The organism is Gracilibacillus halophilus YIM-C55.5 (genome assembly GCF_000359605.1).
GTDB classification, from domain to species: Bacteria; Bacillota; Bacilli; order Bacillales; family Amphibacillaceae; genus Gracilibacillus; species Gracilibacillus halophilus.
In genome coordinates this window covers 113,183-132,286 of sequence record NZ_APML01000004.1, presented here as the reverse complement: position 1 = coordinate 132,286, position 19,104 = coordinate 113,183, and the positions used below count along the sequence as shown (strand labels likewise).

The window sequence follows — 19,104 nt, the reverse complement described above, 5'->3', positions numbered from 1 at the left end:
GGAATTGATATGTTTACAAAGAGACAAGGAATTGTTGTTTGGTTCCATCAAATGAAACATGTGAAGCATTTGAAACGTTATGGTCATCTCATTCATGTTTCGAAACGGCTAAAATACGCTATTATTTATGTCAATCAAGACGAGCTTGAAGATCAAATCGAAGCTTTAAAAGAACTGAAATTTGTCACTGATGTTGAGCCATCATATAAACCATTTGTAAAAACAGAATTTGATAACCCGATTACGGACAAGGCAAAAGAGTATGATTACCGAATGGGTTTATAAAATAAAAAAAGCCTGCAGTTGATAAAACAACTGCAGGTTCTTTTTATTTCCCGATTCGGAAAATAAAAAGATAAAGGGAGAGGAGAAACCGGAGGAAGAACTTATGGGGAAAAGTAAGTCTTCTCCGTATTAAAGCAACCCATAATGATTGTTGCTTTAATTAAAGTTTGCACGGAAAGCAGCCAAAATATACATGAAAATTTGAGATGTTTTGTCCATTCGTGCTATAGTAAGATAGATCTAAATTCTTACATGTTGAACGTCGGAGGGGAATCATGAGAATCATTGCAGGTGACAAAAAAGGTCATACGTTACAAACGATAACTGGAAAACAAACACGACCAACGACAGATAAGGTAAGAGAAGCATTGTTTCAAATGATTGGGCCATTTTTTGATGGTGGAAAATGTTTAGATTTATTCGCGGGTAGCGGATCTTTAAGTTTCGAAGCAATAAGTCGTGGCATGAATCACGCCATTATGATTGATCAATATCCGAAGGCGGTATCTATTCTTCATCGAAATGCGAAGCAATTAAACATGGAAGATCATGTAGAAATTTATCGAAATGATGCTCGTCGTGCGCTAAAAGCCGTATCAAAAAGGAATCTTTGCTTTGATATCATTTTTTTAGACCCACCATATGCGAAAGGATATTATGGTCAAATGATTGAGCAAATACATACGCTCCGCCTGCTAACAACAGACGGAATGATTGTTTGTGAGCATTCAATAGATGAATATATGAACTTGGATCATTCAGCATTTTTCGAGTGGAAAAGGGTAGAATATGGGGATACAACTGCTCTTACAATTTTGAAAAAAGGAGAGGAATAACATGTCCAGATTAGCCATTTGTCCAGGAAGTTTTGATCCCGTTACATATGGGCATTTAGATATTATTCAACGTGGGGCGAAAGTATTTGACGAATTGATTGTTGCTGTTTTTAATAATCAAGCAAAAACTCCTTTTTTTAGCGTTGACGAACGAGTGCAATTATTAAAGGCATCTACGGTTGAACTAGAAAATGTTTCGATTGATGCTTGCAATGGCTTGCTTATGGATTATGCTCGTCAAAAAAATGCTCAAGCTGTTCTTCGAGGATTGCGAGCCGTTAGTGATTTTGAATATGAAATGCAGATTACATCGATGAATCGTAAGTTAAATGAGGAAATTGAAACTTTCTTTATGATGACGAATAATCAATATTCTTTTTTAAGTTCAAGTATGGTGAAAGAAGTGGCAAAATATCAAGCAAATGTTTCTGATCTAGTGCCACCCGTTGTTGAAGAAGCATTAAAGCAAAAATACGCCACCGGTTCATTTGACCTATAAGTTTATGTTTTATGACGTAAATATAAAAGTAAATACACAAATAACGCACTTATCGTTAGCCAAGGACCAAATTGGTTGAAAAACTGCATCGATTGCTCAATTTGATTGACCGATTGTTGGTACCATACAGGGATCTCAGCAGGCAATGGTTTATGAACAGGATAAATCAGTTTAAAAAGTAATATGGTCAACAGACAAGCGATCAATCCATGTAGAATCCGTCCAAAAAAATAAGGAGCAAAACGGATGTCTGTTTCAGCGATTATGCTAGCCACTTGAGCTTGTACAGAAAAACCATTGAACGCAAGAATAAATGCGACCACAACAGCTTGTACAAGGATGGATGTTTCATCTTGATGAGCGACTTCATTCGCACCTAGTGTGATTTCAAACATGCCAGTAAATAAAGGGGAAGCCATTTCTTTTGGAAGTTGAAACAGCTGTAAGAACTGCCCGATCACGTGAGCAATCAGATTACTTAGTTTCATTTCCTGGATTAATCGGGTAATAACTGAAAAAAGCATGATGAAGCCACCAATTAACAGCAATGTTTGAATCGATTGGGTGACAGCATCTCCAAGTATTTTTCCGAACGGCCGTTTATCTTTCATTCTAGCTTCATGTAGCTTATGTAGTGCACGAATAATTGAAAAAGAATGAGAGGAGCGGCTTCTTTCGTTATATTTATAGAAACGCATACAAAGGCCTACGAAAAAATTCCCTAAATAATGAGTGATAGCTAGTAAAATGCCAAGTTTTTGATCATGAAAGAATCCAATGGAGACCGCACCAATGATAAAGAGTGGATTAGACGCATTGGTGAATGTGAGCAATCGCTCTGCTTCTATTTTGGTTAATTGATCCTCTTGACGCAATCTTGCAGTCAGTTTTGCGCCTGAAGGATACCCACTAGCCATCCCCATTGACCAGACAAACCCACCAACACCTGGAACATTAAATAATGGTCGCATGATAGGTTCACATAATACCCCAACAAAATGGACAACTCCAAATCCAATGAGAAGTTCAGCAACAATAAAAAATGGAAGCAATGATGGGAAAACAACGGTTGCCCACATGTCTAATCCGCGTCTACTTGCATCTAATACGGCATGTGGAAAATATATAATGGAGATTGCCATAGTTAGTGATAAACAGGCATAAGTGACAGAAATCATTTTTTGATTCACACATAATCCTCCTTGGACAATCATAGAACATTCTAACCTTATCATGATCATGTGTTTCGTCTTTTTTTAGCATATTACTGTACGTATGTTCGATAAAGTTGTAGAATATAATTACTTTTGATGATGAAATTATTCGTCTATATATACGTATTACTTGTACGAATGATTTATGATTCGAGCGTGTGGTCATAGAAGGAGAGGTTCTCGTATGTTCAAGAATAAAGGAAAAATTTTATTTATCATTCTTTTAGTTGTGTGCGTATTCGTTTTATTTAATTATCAGCTACCCTATTATATTCAAAAACCAGGCAGCGCTGATCCGCTTGATCCAGTAATTTCCGTAGGTGATGATGAAGAGAGTGAAGGTGACATGCACCTAGTCACGATACAAGGAGGACAAGCAACGATTTTAAGTTATTTGATTGCGAAACTACAAGATCATCAAGAGATATTGCCGATTGAAGAAGTATTGCAAAATGGTATGAGTCAAGAAGAATATATGGATATACAATTACTGATGATGGAGAATTCGCAGGAAGCATCAACTGTTGTTGCATACAAAGCAGCGAATAAGAAAATAGATATTCAGTACAAAGGAATATATGTTGTCTCGATTGTTGATGGTTCTCCAGCACAGGGAATATTAGAAACAGGAGATAAAATAGTAAGGATCGATCAACAAAAAATTGTCGAAACGAAGGACTTGCTTTCTTATGTGGAAAATAAAGACGCCGGTGATACGATCGAAGTTTTTATTGAACGTGATGATGAAACCTGGACCGAAGAGATTACACTTGAATCGATGCCTGAGTTAGATGGAGAAGCTGGGATCGGTATTCAATTAGTAACGAATCGGGAAGTGTCAGAAGAACCACCTGTAGAGTTTTCTAGTGGAGATATAGGTGGTCCAAGTGCAGGTTTGATGTTCTCTTTAGAAATATATGATCAGTTAACAGATCAAGATTTAACGAATGGGTTACAGGTTGCTGGTACAGGTGAGATTGATTATGAAGGTAATATCGGCCCTATTGGAGGCGTTGATAAGAAAGTGATTGCTGCAGACCAAGAGAATTGTGATCTCTTCTTTGTTCCAAAAGCGAATGCAGAGGTAGCGAATCGCACGGCAGAAGAAATCAATACCGATATGGAAATTGTCACTGTCGAAGACTTTACTGAAGCTGTCAACTACCTTAAAGAAATGAATAATTGAAGCATAGAAAAACCATGTGATGACTGATCACATGGTTTTTTGAATCGGTTGTTGATATTCTTGGTTTCGCATCATGGGTTGTATGTGCGGATCTTGAATTCCGTAATATGCATTGCTAATCCGTTCTGCGCTTTCTTGTAATGGAAATGGTGACTTAATACTTGTGAAAAATGGTGCCTTTATTTCTTTTTTGATCGATCGTAAATAAGTTTGCCCTATATTCGTCATCGCTAGAACTCGTATAGGCAAAACGCTAGACGCCAACAATGATTGTATTTCTGTTTTCGTTGTATGAGTAAGAATATGTGTGAACATCCTTTGTAAACTTGTCCATGTATAACGTTTCGTTTTTAGCTTTTCCATCCAGTCTTGAAAGGATGTTGCTTGTTTTGCTGTGTGATAAAGTCGATGTTCAATGCCTTCTCTTACTTCATGGATTTGCCGAAGTTCCGTTGGTGAAGATGTGAGTACTTTATGGTGTAATAGGGGAAAATAGTCTTCCCAAAAATGCCATTTTCCATAGTGTTGCTGATAATATGTTAATAATTGTACCGTTTGTAAGGGCAATGTATTTTCAATTAATTTTGTCATTTGTTTTTGTTGCTGCAACTGATTGCGAATACTGGTCGCACTAGCAATGTCTTGTTCGATATGCTGGTCATGATATTGACTCTTTATACGCTGAATGGTATGTGGTGTGATCTTTCCATTAGATGCTATTGTTTGTTTTACATATTGATAGCCAAGGATATTGTTCGGCTTTGTGACATCGATAGCCAGTCGATCATTGTGAATCGATTCAAATGCGAGTTGATTCGCTACTGGATAACGAACCCCTTGTTGAAGAAAATGCTTCACATACGCTTCATAAGTGTCCTGATATTGATATTGAAGGTTGGCCATTTGTACAAAATCTTCTATTTGTCCATGTTCGCTACCAAACACAAGATGTTCTACGTGTAAGGTTTCTAATAGCGCAACGGCTCCTTTGGCAAAAAGTTCACTATGTTGTACTGCATAATGATAAGGTAATTCAACGACTAAGTCTACTCCTTGATTGATGGCCATCTTTGCACGAGTGAATTTGTCAACGATGGCTGGTTCTCCGCGTTGTAGAAAATTTCCGCTCATGACGGCTACGATACAATCTGCGTTCGTTTGTTGTTTCGACTGTTGCAAATGATAACGATGTCCGTTATGGTAGGGGTTATATTCAACAATTAAACCGCATGCTTTCATAACTACCTCCATCCGTATGTAAACAGATTTTATTGAATAAAAAGATGATGTTAACGGTAAGTATATCATAAGAACGATTCGTTGTGCTGTAAAGATAAAATGTTGACAAATTGGCTGATTCCTTTTAAAATATTTCTTGTTGCCTTGAGGTGATCATTGTGAAAATGTATATTCAAAAACTAAAACAAGCGAAGGATCAATCCATCTCTTTGGATGAACAAGTGGATGTATCAGCAATCGAAGAATGGGATAATGATATCCGTTCTATTGATTCGATACATGTACATGCAACGCTAACGATGAAAGGTAATCATATTTATTGCGATTTCTCGATAAATGGTACAATGATCTTACCGTGTGCCCGAACGCTGGTTGACGTTGCTTATCCCTTTACAATTGAAGCATCAGAACAGTTTACTACTTCACCTTACGGTAGTAGTGATGAGGATGTTCATACAATTGAAGGAGAAGTACTTGACTTAACTCCATTTATCAAGGAAAATATAATATTGGAAATTCCGATTCGTGTATTTGCTGATGAAGATACATTACATGCAAATACATTGGAAGCGGGAGAAGGTTGGGAGCTTGTAACAGAGTTTAAACAGGAAGAAAAGGTAGATCCTCGCTTTGAAAAGTTAAAAGAGTTCTTAGATCAGGATAATCAGGAAGATAAATGACTTCCATAAAGGAGGTGTGATGCATGGCAGTACCTAAGAGAAAAACTTCAAAAAAGGTAAAAAACCAACGCCGTACGCATAAGAAATTACACGTACCAGGAATGGTTGAATGTTCAAACTGTGGTGAATTAACAAAGCCGCACCATGTATGCAAAGCTTGTGGACATTATGATGGGAAGCAAGTGGTTGAACAGTAAATCAATGGTAAAGTAAAAATAGTGTAAGAGAGTGTTTCTCTCTCTTACACTATTTTTTTATTTTTTATGAAAATGTTCATTTCTATTCTATCTCCTCTATTAAATGCATACATTGATAGCAACGGTTGGAGGAGGTGAATGAATGCGTGGGAATCGTCAAGATGCCTGGACGAAGGATGAAGATATTTTATTAGCTGAGACGGTGTTGCGATATATTCGCGAAGGTAAGACACAATTAGAAGCGTTTAAAGAAGTTGGTGATGAATTGTCACGAACGCCAGCAGCTTGTGGGTTTCGCTGGAATGCTGCATTACGAAAAAATTATGAAGATGCCATACAAATGGCTAAAACGAATCGTAAGAAAGAACAGACGCAATGGTATGTCATGGAAACAGAACACTTAGAGGAATTTGATAATCAAGAAATTATACAATTATTACAGAAGTTACAATCCTATTATGCGCAAGTAGATGATCAGACGCAATTAGAGGTCTTACGAACTGAAAATAGAAAATTGAAACAATACATGGAGCAAATGGATTCGTATCTTTCAAAGATTGAAGTTTACATTGAACAAGCGAAAGCTTTACAGAAAAAATGATATGAAAGTCCTATGATACCCTGTCAAAAGATAGGGTATTTGTTGTTTTTTGTACAAAAATGTCGTATTATTTCAAGTATAAAATATGTTCAGTTATGAAAATTAGTAAAAAGGTGGAAAAATATGGTTGATGTTTTAGCTCATGTTATGGCGATAGCGATTACAATTCCGCTCTTCATAACGGTTTTGGTATATTTTACATCGAAGCGCTTAGTTGAACGGCATTGGCGAGCAATTCATATCGCTGTTGATTCAACAACAATTTTTTATATTTTAGCAGTTAACGCTATGATTTATAGTCTATTTCAATATCATGTAACGGGTTATATGATATTATTTCTTGCTTTTATGTTTACGATTTTTGTTTTCGCTCAATGGAAACAAGGGAAGGATATTATTTTTTCTGTTATATGGAAGTATTTTTGGAAATCGAGCTTTTTACTTTTTTTTATTCTATATATTGGATTTAGTCTCTATGGTGTGTGCTTGTTTATCTATCGCGCTGTGTAAACAAATGATGTGCTTTTCTTTATATAATTATGTAAAATACAAGTGGTATCATAAAATGAATCATTTGAACAAAGGGGCATATAACCAATGCAAATGGAATCGATCGCAATCGACTTATTACATACATTTATCACTTCTTATCGAAACAAACATCAAGAGCTTTTTCGTTTTTTTGATTATCAGCCATATGAAGAAAATGTTTTTCATGAGCGAATGCAAGACATGAAGGAATATACGTATCCGCGTGAAAATTTATCAAAGGTGTTAAATGATCTGAACAAACGTTGGAAAGCTTCGGATGAGACCTTTTCAAACATTGAGCGCTTAAAAGCTGATGAAAGTATGGTTGTCATTGGGGGACAACAAGCAGGTTTGCTTACAGGACCACTTTATACGATACATAAAATTGTTTCGATCATTCAATTAGCTCAAAAACAAGAAAAGGAATTGAATAAACCTGTACTGCCTGTGTTTTGGATTGCGGGTGAGGATCATGATTTTGATGAAATTAATCATATTTACTTACCAAGCGAAAATGAATTAGTCAAGCATCCATTTAATGATGGGGCCACTGACCGTTCCTCTGTTTCTCATCGAAAGGTCGACCGAGATCAATTAAAGCAGTGGGTAAAGGAAGTCACCAAACAATTAGATGAAACAACGTACACGAAAGATCTATTCTATACCATGAATCGATGTGTTGATGAATCTGAAACGCTAGTAGATTTCTTTGCTACGTTTGTCCATCATTTGTTTGCTGAATCTGGGCTGATATTAGTTGATTCTGCTGATCCCCAGGTCCGAGGTTTAGAAGCTGAATTTTTCACAAAGATGATTCAAACGCATGGAACCTGGCATCCAGGTGTATATCAATCATTACAATCCTTGAGACAATTAGGTTATCCTATTTCGGTGGATGTAGATGAAGATGATGGACATCTGTTTTATCATTTGGATAACGAACGTATTTTATTAAAACGTGAAGGTGCGCTATGGATTGGCAAAAACAATGAATGTCGATTAACAGAAGAAGAATTGCTACATATCGCTTCAGATCATCCTGAGAGACTAAGCAACAATGTGGTGACAAGACCTATCATGCAGGATTTATTATTTCCGACACTTGCATTTCTTGGTGGACCGAGTGAAGTAGGCTATTGGTCAATTTTAAAGCCGACATTTCAAGCCTTCGAACGAAAAATGCCACCAGTATTACCAAGAGTTTCAATCACGTTAGTTGAGGAAAAGGTCAATAAACGTTTAGCAACATATGATATTCCCGTCGATTCAAGCATTCAATATGGCACAATAGATCAAAAACAAAATTGGCTACGATCACAATTATCACCACCCATCCACACATTAGAAACGCAATTGAAACAGACGATTACAAAGGCGCACGAACCACTTCAAGATGTTGCGAATTCGATGAGTGATGATGTGAAGCATTACGCAAAGAAAAATTTGGAATTTATATTAGAGGATGTCGAAACATTGACCCAACGTTTACGTAAAGAAGTGGAAAATGAGAATACGCATCATATTCAAGTGTTTGATTATGTCAACTTACATTTACATCCCGAAAACGGTTTGCAAGAGAGAATATGGAACGTGTTGTATTTCATGAATCAATATGGAACGGACTGGATCCACCAATTGTATCAATACGATTTTGATTATCAACAACCACACTATATCGCATATTTACCATAACTTAATCTGTGTTCTTAAAGATACCCATATCGAATTGGGTATCTTTTTTTCGTGCATTTCTGTTAGCTGTTGAAATAAGACTAGAAATTGTAACTTTTTTTAAATAAATAGTGGTGGATTGTGGTGGATTGTGGTACGATAGGGGTAGAAAGTGGGGTGCTTTGGCATGTTCATGGGGGAATATCAACATAACATTGATACAAAAGGTCGCATTATTGTCCCTTCTAAGTTTCGCGAGGGTCTCGGTGAACGCTTCGTCGTGACTCGTGGTTTAGATCAGTGTCTATTTGCTTACCCTATGAATGAATGGCAAATTCTTGAAGAAAAATTAAAGAAACTGCCGTTAACAAAAAAAGATGCCAGAGCCTTTACACGCTTCTTTTTTTCAGGAGCCGTTGAATGTGAGATTGATAAACAAGGAAGAATCAATATTCCAGCCCCGTTGAGAAAATACGCTGAAATTGAAAAAGCATGTGCTGTCATCGGTGTTTCAAATCGCGTAGAATTTTGGGCTGATGAAAAATGGAATGAATTTGTTGAAACATCAGAGGATTCGTTTGCTGATATTGCTGAAAATATGATGGATTTTGATTTATAAGTGAGAATTTTAATTGGTGAAAGCGGGGTGAAGAACATGTTTGATCATGAAACAGTACTTAAACAAGAGGCCGTTGACGGATTAAACCTTCGATCAGATGGTACATATATTGATTGCACACTAGGTGGCGGCGGCCATGCAGAAGCGATCATCGCTCAACTAGACTCATCTGGTGAATTAATTGCTTTTGATCAAGATGAGGTGGCCCTGCAAGCAGCTGAAAAGCGGTTGAAGGGCTATCAGACAGAACCTATTTTGATCAAACGTAATTTTCGCTATCTGAAAGAAGAGCTAGCTAAGCGATCGATTGACAAAGTTGATGGTATTTTGTTTGATTTAGGCGTTTCATCTCCTCAATTGGATCAACCTGAACGAGGATTTAGTTATCAACATGATGCCCCATTAGATATGCGAATGAATCAAAATTCATCACTCACTGCTGCTACTGTTGTGAATGAATGGAGTTATCAACAATTAGTATTTATTTTTACTAAATATGGTGAGGAGAAGTTTTCCAAGCAAATTGCTCGAAAGATTGAAGCAAAACGTAAACAACAACTAATTACGACCACTTTTGAACTCGTTGATGTTATCAAGGAGGCGATTCCTGCACCTGCAAGACGTAAAGGTGGCCACCCGGCAAAACGTATTTTTCAAGCATTGCGTATTGCGGTAAATGATGAATTGCAAGCTTTTCAAGAAGCCCTTGATCAAGCAGGTGAAATAATCGGCCGTCATGGTAGAATTGCTGTCATAAGTTTCCACTCATTAGAAGATCGTATTTGTAAACAAACCTTTAAAAAATGGAGTACACCACCTCCTTTACCAAAACAAATTCCAGTGATTCCAGATGAATATCAACCACCGTTTCAATTTATTAACAAAAAACCGATTATCCCTGGAGAAATAGAAACCGAACATAATCGGCGCTCTCGATCAGCGAAGTTAAGAATTGTTGAAAGAATTGCTGAATAAAAAGCAATCAATAATCAATCGAAAGGTGGCGTTACAATGGAAGCAGAACAGGTAAGAAGCTGGCAAACTACAAGTCAAACCGCCCCTCAACGCAGACAAAGTGATGCGACAGAACAGAAAGTAAAAGTAAAAAAACGTTGGATTACAAAAGGGGAAAAATTGCTATACAGCGTATTCGCTGTCTTTGTTATTTCTAGTCTTTTATATATCGTTTCTTACAGCGTGTCGCTAGATCAAATGAATCGCAATATTCAATCGATGGAAACAAAAGTAGATAATCAAATGGTTTCTAATAAAAATTTAGAACATAAAGTAAAAGAATTAAGTCAACCAGATCGTATTATTGCAAATGCGAAAAAGCATGGCCTTGAAATTCAAAACACAGAAGTCAAACAAGCTAGTGAAATGAAAGAATAGGTGAACTCGTATGAAACATAAAACGACGCATGTGATTCCTGTTCTTTGGATCGTGATTTTTTCCATTGCATTTTTGGTCATTACAGGACGTTTTTTATACATACAAGTAACTGGAGAGGTAGCAAATGTTTCTGTCACAGAGTTGGCAAAGGAACAACGAACGAATAGCTATCAAATACCAGCAGAACGGGGAACAATTTTTGATCGAAACGGCATGGCATTAGCGCAAGAACATACTGTTTATCGGATGTATGCTATATTAGATGAATCATATACTGTGAATCCATCAGAACCTAAGCATGTTACCGATATCGATCAAGTGGTTGATCAAATCGCATCTATCATTGGCATGGAACCAAGTGAGATGCGTGAAATTCTTGAAGAGGGTAGAGAAGAGGATCGTTTTCAAGTTGAGTTTGGTAATAAAGGTCGTGAATTAAGTCAGGAGACAAAAGATAAAATTGAATCTTTACAAATACCAGGGATTAACTTTCGGGAAGAGGCGATTCGTTTTTATCCAAATGGGATGTTTGCTTCTCATACGATCGGTTTAACAGATAAAAAAGAGGGTGAAATTACAGGATTAAATGGTGTGGAGAGTCATTTAAATGACCACTTAACAGGGATAGATGGATCGATTTCATACCAACGAGATAGTTACAATGTCAAACTATTAAACCCAAAAGAAATTGTGAATCAACCTGAAGATGGAGACGATGTGTATTTAACGATCGATCAAAAGATACAAACCTTGATGGAAGATGCGATGTCGGAAATGGTCGAAGCTTATGATCCGGCAAGGATGTCTGCAGTCGTAATGGACGCAAAAACGGGTGAAATCCTTGCTATGAGTAACCGTCCTAGCTACAACCCGAATGATTTAGGTGACGTAGAAAATTGGTATAATGACGTCATTTCGACTCCATTTGAACCTGGATCAACGATGAAGATTTTCACACTTGCTTCTGCGATCGAAGAAGGTGTTTGGAATCCTGATGAGTTTTATGAATCGGGCAGGTATAAGGCTGGAGACAACATTACGACTATCAGTGACCATAATGGTGGTGAAGGCTGGGGACCAATTACCTACCTTGAAGGGATTCAACGTTCGTCCAACGTGGCTGCTGCGAAACTAGCTTATGAAAAGATTGGTTCAGATCAATTCTTAGAGTATTTAAAAGCATTTGATTTTGGTCAAAAAACAGGAATCAACTTATCGGGAGAAGAGCCGGGTAATATTTTGTTTGATTATCCCATTGAACAAATTACAACAGCCTTTGGACAAGGGACGACAACTACCCCGATACAATTGATCAAAGCAGCATCTGCCGTTGCAAATGATGGTAAAATGATGCAACCATATGTCATTGAAAAAACAGTAGACCGTGAGACACAAGAAACGATCGATGTTCATAATCCTGAAGTAGTGAGCAAGCCAATCTCTAGTGAAACCGCAGCACAAACACGTGACATACTAGAAACAGTGATCACCGCTGAAGAAGGGACGGGACATAACGTCTATAATTTAAAAGATTACTCTGTTGCAGGAAAAACTGGAACCGCAGAAATTCCTGATCCAAATTCAGATGGCTATATGACAGGTCATGGCAATAACATCTTTTCATTTTTAGGAATGGCACCGGCGGATGATCCAGAGTTAATGATGTATGTAGCAGTGAAACAGCCTGAACTTGAGCTGACAGAATTAGGTTCAGCGCCGACATCTTTTATTTTCAAAAATGTGATGGAAAATAGCCTACGCTACTTAAATATTGAACCAGATAAAGAAGAGGTCGAGCCTGTTGAATTAATTGAAATCCCAGATTGGCGAGGGAAGCAAACAAAAGAAGTGACCAAAACGTTTGAAGAGAAAGGCATCCACTACACTACAGTTGGTGATGGTGAGAATGTGAAAAAGGTCAGTGTTTCAGAAGGTACAAAAGTTTTACCGAATAAACGTGTGCTCATTTTGACGGATCAACCGAAAATGCCTGATATTACTGGTTGGTCGAGAAATGATGTATTGATGTTGAGAGACTTTGTTGATCTCGATGTAGAATGGCTAGGCGATGGATATGTAACGAAGCAAAGTATTAAAGCAGGAAGTCCTATTCAGTCGAATGATTATTTAATGGTAGAGTTTGCTGAACCAAATGAATCATGAAGGTCATAGCTGAAATTGTTAGCACAAGTCACAGTGTTCTATTCAATTAATTGCAATCATATATTAGGACAAACAGTTTCTTTCTATAAAGGAGAAGTGCCATGAAACGTGTTGCCAATATTATGGTTCAAAAAAGAATAGTCACTGTGTTTCTTTTCGCTATAGTGATTTTTATGATGATTGGTTTCCGATTAGGGTTTGTTCAATTTATTCAATCGAACTTTTTGATGGAAAAGGCTGAAGCTCTATGGAGTCGTGATATCGTATTTGAACCAGAGCGGGGAAAAATTTTAGATAATGATGAAGATGTATTGGCTGAGAATGTTTCTGCACCGACGGTCATGGTTGTCCCACGACAAATTTCGGAACCAGAAAAAACGGCAGAAGCTTTAGCCCGTGTCTTGGACATGTCTTATGAATCAGCGCTAACATCGATTACCAAAAACGAGAGAATCGTTATTGTTCAACCAGAAGGTCGAAAAATTTCTGAAGAAACAGCAATTGCTGTTCAAACGCTCAATCTTGAAGGCGTTTATATTGCGGAAGATTCGAAGCGACATTATCCCCATGATACATTGTTGTCACACGTTTTAGGTTTTAGCGGTATTGATAATCAAGGTTTAACGGGTTTAGAGTTATTCTATGATGATCAGTTAAGTGGAACGCCTGGAAGTTTGTCATTTTATAGCGATGCCAAAGGTAAACGACTGCCACAAATGGCGGATAAATATACGGCCCCTGAAGATGGGGATCATCTGCAATTAACGATTGACTTAGACGTGCAAAAAATTATCGAGCGAGAACTAGATATAGCAGAAGCTACTTATAATCCTGATGGTGCGATTGCTATTGCCGTCAATCCGAATGATGGTAGTATTTTGGGGATGTCTTCTAGACCGAATTTTGATCCAGCCAATTACCGGGAAATTGAACCTGAAATTTATAACCGTAACTTACCGATTTGGAGTACTTATGAACCAGGGTCGACATTTAAAATTATTACATTAGCGGCAGCATTAGAAGAAAATGTCGTTGATTTAGAAGATGAAGAATTTTACGACGATGGGGATATTGAAGTCGGCGGTACCCATTTACATTGTTGGAAAAGTGGTGGACATGGTCAACAAACGTTTATGGAAGTTGTGCAAAATTCGTGTAACCCTGGATTTGTGGAATTAGGTCAACGATTGGGTAAGGAAAAATTGTTTTCTTATATCGATCAATTTGGCTTTGGTCAAGAAACAGGTATTGATCTACAAGGAGAAGCAAGTGGTATATTATTTGATATAGAGAATGTAGGGTCAGTGGAACTTGCTACGACTTCATTCGGGCAGGGCGTTTCGGTCACACCAATTCAGCAAGTGATGGCTGTATCGGCAGCAGTGAATGGTGGTTATTTGTATGAACCTTTTATTGCAAAAGGATGGGTAGATTCGAAGACGAATGAAGTTCTTAAGCAACAAGAACCTATCTTAAAAGACCAAATTATTTCTAAAGAGACATCAAATAGAGTAGCAGAAGCACTAGAGAGAGTCGTTGCACTAGGTACGGGAAGAAGCGCCTACGTTGAAGGATATCGTGTAGGTGGGAAAACGGGTACGGCACAAAAAGTCGGTCCGGATGGAAGTTATCTAGAAAATAATCATATTGTATCATTTATTGGTTTTGCGCCTGCAAATGATCCAGAAATTGTTGTTTATGTTGCCATTGACAACCCGAAAGATACGGTTCAATTCGGTGGAGTTGTTTCTGCTCCCATTGTTGGAACGATTATTAATGATAGTTTACGAGCATTAGGTGTAGAGAAGCAAGACAATGGGATTGAGAAGGACTATCAGTGGCCAGATACCCCTAAAATAGAAGTACCTGACTTAGTTGGTTTACACAAAAAGGAATTGCAAAAGCAACTCATGTCTCTACAAGTAGATTTATTAGGTGAAGGGGAATATATTATTGATCAAGCACCTGCAGCTGGTGAACAAGTTGAAGAAGGTAGTGAAATTCGTTTAGTGCTTGGCGAAAAATAACAAAAAAAAACAATCGAAAAGACCCTGTAAATTTGCTATAATATAAGAATTGTGAAGTTATGAGAAAATAAAAAAGGAGATTGTTCATGGAACTGGGAGAAATTATTCGTTCATTACCTCAATATCAATGTGAGAAGACCTTAGATGGGATTCACATATCGAATGTGGAGAAGGATCATCGACAAGTGACATCCAATACGTTGTTTATATGTATTCATGGATATACGGTTGATGGCCATCAATTTGCAGCAGAAGCTGTTACACGTGGGGCGGTAGCGATTGTAGCAGAAAAGCCATTATCACTTGATGTTCCAGTTATCATTGTACCTAATACGAAAAGAGTGTTACCACAAGTTGCATCATTTTTTTATGATTATCCCACAACCAAGATGAAAATGATTGGTGTAACTGGTACAAATGGTAAAACATCTGTCACTCATATACTGGAAGAAATCCTTCAAGCAGCTACGTTCCGGACTGGATTAATTGGTACGATTGGTATGCGTATCCAGCAGAAGTATGAACCTGTAAACAATACGACTCCTGATGCATTAGTGTTACAAAAAAGCTTTGACCAAATGGTACAAAAACAAATTGATGTCGGTATTATGGAAGTATCTTCTCATGCATTAGATCAAGGAAGAGTTCATGGAACGGATTTTGATCTCGCAGTATTTACGAATTTAACGCAAGATCATCTTGATTATCATCAAACAATGAAGGATTATTTATTTGCCAAAAGCTTATTATTTTCTCAACTGGGCAATAGTTATAGCAAAAGCAAACCCAAATATGCCATTATCAATATTGATGATCCCGCTGCTCATCAATTGATAAAAAGTACAGCGCAACCAGTGATCACCTATGGTATTGAACAAGAAGCGACTTTCCGTGCTAACAATATTACTCTATTTGAGCAGGGGGTTCATTTCGATATGGAGACACCTGAGGGAACGATATCTATGAATAGTCATCTCATTGGAAAGTTTAGTGTCTATAATATGTTAGCTGCTGCGGCAACTGCTTATTATGCAGGAATATCTATAACAACCATCAAAGAAGTGATCGAACAAACGAAAGGTGTAAAGGGTAGGTTTCAGCCGGTGTTAACAGAGCATGACTTTGGCGTGATTGTAGATTATGCACATACACCTGACTCTTTAGAGAATGTTTTACAAACGATAAAGAATGTTTGTCACGGAAATGTCTATGCTATCGTTGGTTGTGGTGGAGATCGTGATCGAAATAAACGACCACAAATGGCAGACATCACTTGTCGGTATGCAGATAAAGCCATTTTTACATCTGATAATCCACGATCGGAAGACCCTTTAGCTATTATTGATGATATGGTGGTTGATTTAGATGCAACGAATTATCAGGTCATTGCTGATCGTAAACAAGCGATTCGAACAGCTATTCAACAAGCAACTTCGAAGGATATGGTCTTAATTGCAGGCAAAGGTCATGAAACATATCAAGTCATCGGTGATCACACCTATGAGTTTGACGATGAAAAAGTAGCATTACAAGTGCTTCAAGAAGAAAAAAAGTAATATATAGCGTCTTTACATGGACGGAAACGAGTTAGGAGAGAAAACAGATGAGTGAGTATTCATTTTTTATAACCATCGCTATTGCATTTTTAATAACCGTCCTTATTTCTCCGATTTTTATCCCATTCTTACGGAAGCTAAAGTTTGGTCAAAGCATTCGAGAAGAAGGGCCGAAATCCCATCAAAAAAAGTCAGGAACGCCGACGATGGGTGGACTTATGATTATTCTAAGTTCCGCAGTTACTTCCATTATTGTCGTTAGTAAAGTCGGGAGTGATGGAATTGGTTATCAAACCGGTCTTTTATTATTGGTACTCATAGGATTTGGTTTGTTAGGCTTTTTAGATGATTTTATTAAGGTCGTGTTAAAACGAAATTTAGGATTAACATCAAAACAGAAATTGCTCGGTCAAATTGTGATTTCGTTGATCTTTTTTATGGTGCTAAAACGACAAAACTTCTCGACAACGGTGATGTTGCCGGGAACGGACATAGGTTTCGATCTTGGTTGGTTTTACGCGGTTTTTATTATGATAATGCTTGTTGGTGCTTCCAATGCAGTCAATTTAACTGATGGATTGGACGGATTATTAGCGGGTACTGCTGCTATTAGTTTCGGTGCGTTTGCCATTTTAGCTGGCTACGGCGCGCTGAATGTACCGGTAACAATCTTTGCTTTAGCAGTTGTTGGTTCTTTATTAGGTTTTTTAGTGTTTAATGCACATCCCGCCAAAGTGTTTATGGGAGATACTGGATCATTAGCTTTAGGTGGTGCAATTGCTGCCATCGCCATATTATTGAAACTTGAGATTTTGCTTATTGTGATTGGTGGTGTTTTTGTCATTGAAACATTGTCAGTTATTTTACAAGTGATTTCTTTTAAGACAACTGGGAAACGGATTTTTCGTATGAGCCCGTTACATCACCACTATGAATTAAATGGTTGGTCAGAATGGCGTGTGGTAACAACGTTCTGGATGATTGCCATTATATTTGCTGCTATTGGTATTTATATTGAGGTGTGGACGTCATGAATAAATTAAGAAATTTTCCATATCAACGCGTACTTGTCCTTGGATTAGCAAAAAGTGGTACAGCTGTTTCCAAGCTATTGGCCAATCATCAAATTGAGGTCGTGGCCAATGATTTAAAAGCGTCGACACAAGATACTGCGGTACAAGAATTAATGGACATGGGAATTGATATTGAATTGGGACATCACTCACTGTCTTTACTTGAGCGAGTGGACGTTGTGATAAAAAACCCAGGTATTCCTTATCATAATTCGTTAATTGATGAAGCCATTCGTCGAGGAATACCTGTAATTACCGAAGTTGAATTGATGCATTATATGGACGTTGACTCATTAGTAGGAATAACAGGTTCAAATGGTAAGACAACGACGACTTCGCTCATTTATGAAATGGTGAAAACGGACGAACAGCCTGTTCAAATTGCCGGTAATATCGGTTTTGTTGCATCAGAAATTGCGGCAGAAGCAAAAAGTAATGAAGCATTAATTGTTGAATTGTCTTCTTTTCAGTTGCAAGGTATTACTCGATTGAAACTGGATATTTCAGTGTTATTAAATATTTTTGAAGCGCATCTTGATTTCCATCATACGCTCGAAAATTATATGGAAGCAAAGGCGAATATTTTCAAAAATCAGACTGCAGATGATGTATTGGTATATAATGCTGATGATCAGTTGGTGTTATCCATGATCGAAGATGCTGAAGCCACTTGTATCCCATTTAGCATGAATGAAGTGTTGCTCAATGGAACGTACTGTAGTGATGGAGCTATTTTCTATCAGAACGAAAGAGTGATCGATGTTGATGAGATTGTATTAGTTGGCCAACATAACCTTGAAAATATTTTGGCCGCGGTTAGTGTGGCAAAAGCAAAAGGTGTTCGTAATCAATCGATTCAATCTGTTTTACAAACATTTACTGGTGTGAGACATCGATTGCAATATGTGAGCGAAGTCAACGGACGCTTCTTTTACAATGATTCGAAAGCGACCAATATATTAGCAACTTCTAAAGCGTTACGTAGTTTTCGACAACCAGTGATTCTTTTAGCTGGCGGTTTGGATCGAGGAAATGGCTTTGACGACTTGTTGCCCTATGTAACGAATGTAAAAGCGATGGTTTTATTTGGACAAACGGCTTTTAAACTTGCAAGTACGGCTGAAAAAGCTGGTATTCAAGACATCACTATAGTGGAGACGATGGAAGAAGCCGTGGCATCATCCTATAACCTTTCGCAATCGGGTGATGTGATTTTACTTTCGCCTGCTTGTGCGAGTTGGGACCAGTATCGAACATTTGAAGAGAGAGGCGACATGTTTGTCAACTTCGTGCATAAATTATAAACAAGGGGCTTGTCTAGTAAGAAAGGCATG

The 19,104-nt window shown here is 37.6% G+C and carries 19 protein-coding genes; 17 read left to right on the top strand and 2 right to left on the bottom strand.

The genetic code is table 11. The features are described 5' to 3' along the window. Positions 1–9 precede the first annotated feature (9 nt). The 3 genes from J416_RS01280 to coaD all read left to right on the top strand — a co-directional run bounded on the left by J416_RS01280 (position 10) and on the right by coaD (position 1,620). Positions 10–285 (top strand): YlbG family protein, encoded by a 276-nt coding sequence (locus tag J416_RS01280; protein ID WP_003463225.1) that lies wholly within the window; start codon positions 10–12, stop codon positions 283–285. Positions 286–560: 275 nt separating this feature from the next. Next, the gene (gene rsmD, locus J416_RS01275; protein ID WP_003463223.1) at positions 561–1,121 is read left to right on the top strand and encodes a 16S rRNA (guanine(966)-N(2))-methyltransferase RsmD; all 561 of its coding nucleotides are present in this window, start codon (positions 561–563) and stop codon (positions 1,119–1,121) included. A gap of 1 nt (position 1,122) precedes the next feature. Then, positions 1,123–1,620: a pantetheine-phosphate adenylyltransferase gene (gene coaD, locus J416_RS01270; RefSeq protein ID WP_003463222.1), complete on the top strand. Its 498-nt coding sequence runs from the start codon at positions 1,123–1,125 to the stop codon at positions 1,618–1,620. Between the two features lie 2 nt (positions 1,621–1,622). Here the strand turns inward: coaD and ylbJ are convergent, their stop codons facing one another. Next, positions 1,623–2,810 (bottom strand): sporulation integral membrane protein YlbJ, encoded by a 1,188-nt coding sequence (gene ylbJ / locus J416_RS01265; RefSeq protein WP_003463221.1) that lies wholly within the window; start codon positions 2,808–2,810, stop codon positions 1,623–1,625. A gap of 208 nt (positions 2,811–3,018) precedes the next feature. Between ylbJ and J416_RS01260 the strand changes: the two genes are divergently transcribed. Further along, positions 3,019–4,020, top strand: a complete 1,002-nt coding sequence (locus J416_RS01260) for a SepM family pheromone-processing serine protease (RefSeq protein ID WP_003463219.1) — start codon at positions 3,019–3,021, stop codon at positions 4,018–4,020. Between the two features lie 27 nt (positions 4,021–4,047). Here J416_RS01260 and J416_RS01255 read toward each other — a convergent pair whose 3' ends face one another. Then, positions 4,048–5,259 carry a nucleotidyltransferase gene (locus J416_RS01255; RefSeq protein ID WP_003463216.1) on the bottom strand — a complete coding sequence of 404 codons (1,212 nt, stop codon included), beginning with the start codon at positions 5,257–5,259 and terminating at the stop codon, positions 4,048–4,050. Positions 5,260–5,423: 164 nt separating this feature from the next. Between J416_RS01255 and J416_RS01250 the strand changes: the two genes are divergently transcribed. The 13 genes from J416_RS01250 to murD all read left to right on the top strand — a co-directional run bounded on the left by J416_RS01250 (position 5,424) and on the right by murD (position 19,074). After that, positions 5,424–5,939, top strand: coding sequence for a YceD family protein (locus J416_RS01250; protein WP_003463212.1), 516 nt, complete (start codon positions 5,424–5,426; stop codon positions 5,937–5,939). A 23-nt stretch (positions 5,940–5,962) separates the two neighbouring features. Further along, positions 5,963–6,136, top strand: a complete 174-nt coding sequence (gene rpmF / locus J416_RS01245) for a 50S ribosomal protein L32 (RefSeq protein WP_003463209.1) — start codon at positions 5,963–5,965, stop codon at positions 6,134–6,136. A 142-nt stretch (positions 6,137–6,278) separates the two neighbouring features. Then, a complete protein-coding gene (locus J416_RS01240) occupies positions 6,279–6,737 on the top strand; it encodes an RsfA family transcriptional regulator (protein ID WP_003463207.1) in 459 nt (152 codons plus the stop codon). 123 nt (positions 6,738–6,860) lie between these two features. Continuing rightward, positions 6,861–7,247, top strand: coding sequence for a DUF3397 domain-containing protein (locus J416_RS01235; protein ID WP_003463205.1), 387 nt, complete (start codon positions 6,861–6,863; stop codon positions 7,245–7,247). An 87-nt stretch (positions 7,248–7,334) separates the two neighbouring features. Continuing rightward, on the top strand, positions 7,335–8,960 hold the full coding sequence (gene bshC / locus J416_RS01230) for a bacillithiol biosynthesis cysteine-adding enzyme BshC (protein ID WP_003463201.1): 1,626 nt from the start codon (positions 7,335–7,337) through the stop codon (positions 8,958–8,960). Between the two features lie 166 nt (positions 8,961–9,126). Next, positions 9,127–9,558: a division/cell wall cluster transcriptional repressor MraZ gene (mraZ, locus tag J416_RS01225; RefSeq protein WP_003463198.1), complete on the top strand. Its 432-nt coding sequence runs from the start codon at positions 9,127–9,129 to the stop codon at positions 9,556–9,558. 36 nt (positions 9,559–9,594) lie between these two features. Continuing rightward, positions 9,595–10,533, top strand: coding sequence for a 16S rRNA (cytosine(1402)-N(4))-methyltransferase RsmH (rsmH, locus tag J416_RS01220; RefSeq protein WP_003463195.1), 939 nt, complete (start codon positions 9,595–9,597; stop codon positions 10,531–10,533). Between the two features lie 36 nt (positions 10,534–10,569). After that, positions 10,570–10,950, top strand: a complete 381-nt coding sequence (ftsL, locus tag J416_RS01215; protein WP_003463192.1) for a cell division protein FtsL — start codon at positions 10,570–10,572, stop codon at positions 10,948–10,950. Positions 10,951–10,960: 10 nt separating this feature from the next. Continuing rightward, on the top strand, positions 10,961–13,114 hold the full coding sequence (locus tag J416_RS01210; RefSeq protein WP_003463189.1) for a penicillin-binding protein: 2,154 nt from the start codon (positions 10,961–10,963) through the stop codon (positions 13,112–13,114). Between the two features lie 101 nt (positions 13,115–13,215). Beyond that, positions 13,216–15,141, top strand: a complete 1,926-nt coding sequence (locus J416_RS01205) for a stage V sporulation protein D (RefSeq protein ID WP_003463186.1) — start codon at positions 13,216–13,218, stop codon at positions 15,139–15,141. 86 nt (positions 15,142–15,227) lie between these two features. Next, positions 15,228–16,697 (top strand): UDP-N-acetylmuramoyl-L-alanyl-D-glutamate--2,6-diaminopimelate ligase, encoded by a 1,470-nt coding sequence (locus J416_RS01200; RefSeq protein ID WP_003463183.1) that lies wholly within the window; start codon positions 15,228–15,230, stop codon positions 16,695–16,697. 47 nt (positions 16,698–16,744) lie between these two features. Further along, positions 16,745–17,731 carry a phospho-N-acetylmuramoyl-pentapeptide-transferase gene (mraY, locus tag J416_RS01195; RefSeq protein ID WP_003463181.1) on the top strand — a complete coding sequence of 329 codons (987 nt, stop codon included), beginning with the start codon at positions 16,745–16,747 and terminating at the stop codon, positions 17,729–17,731. Continuing rightward, positions 17,728–19,074 carry a UDP-N-acetylmuramoyl-L-alanine--D-glutamate ligase gene (gene murD / locus J416_RS01190; RefSeq protein ID WP_003463179.1) on the top strand — a complete coding sequence of 449 codons (1,347 nt, stop codon included), beginning with the start codon at positions 17,728–17,730 and terminating at the stop codon, positions 19,072–19,074. The genes mraY and murD overlap by 4 nt, the downstream gene beginning before the upstream one ends. Positions 19,075–19,104 lie beyond the last annotated feature (30 nt).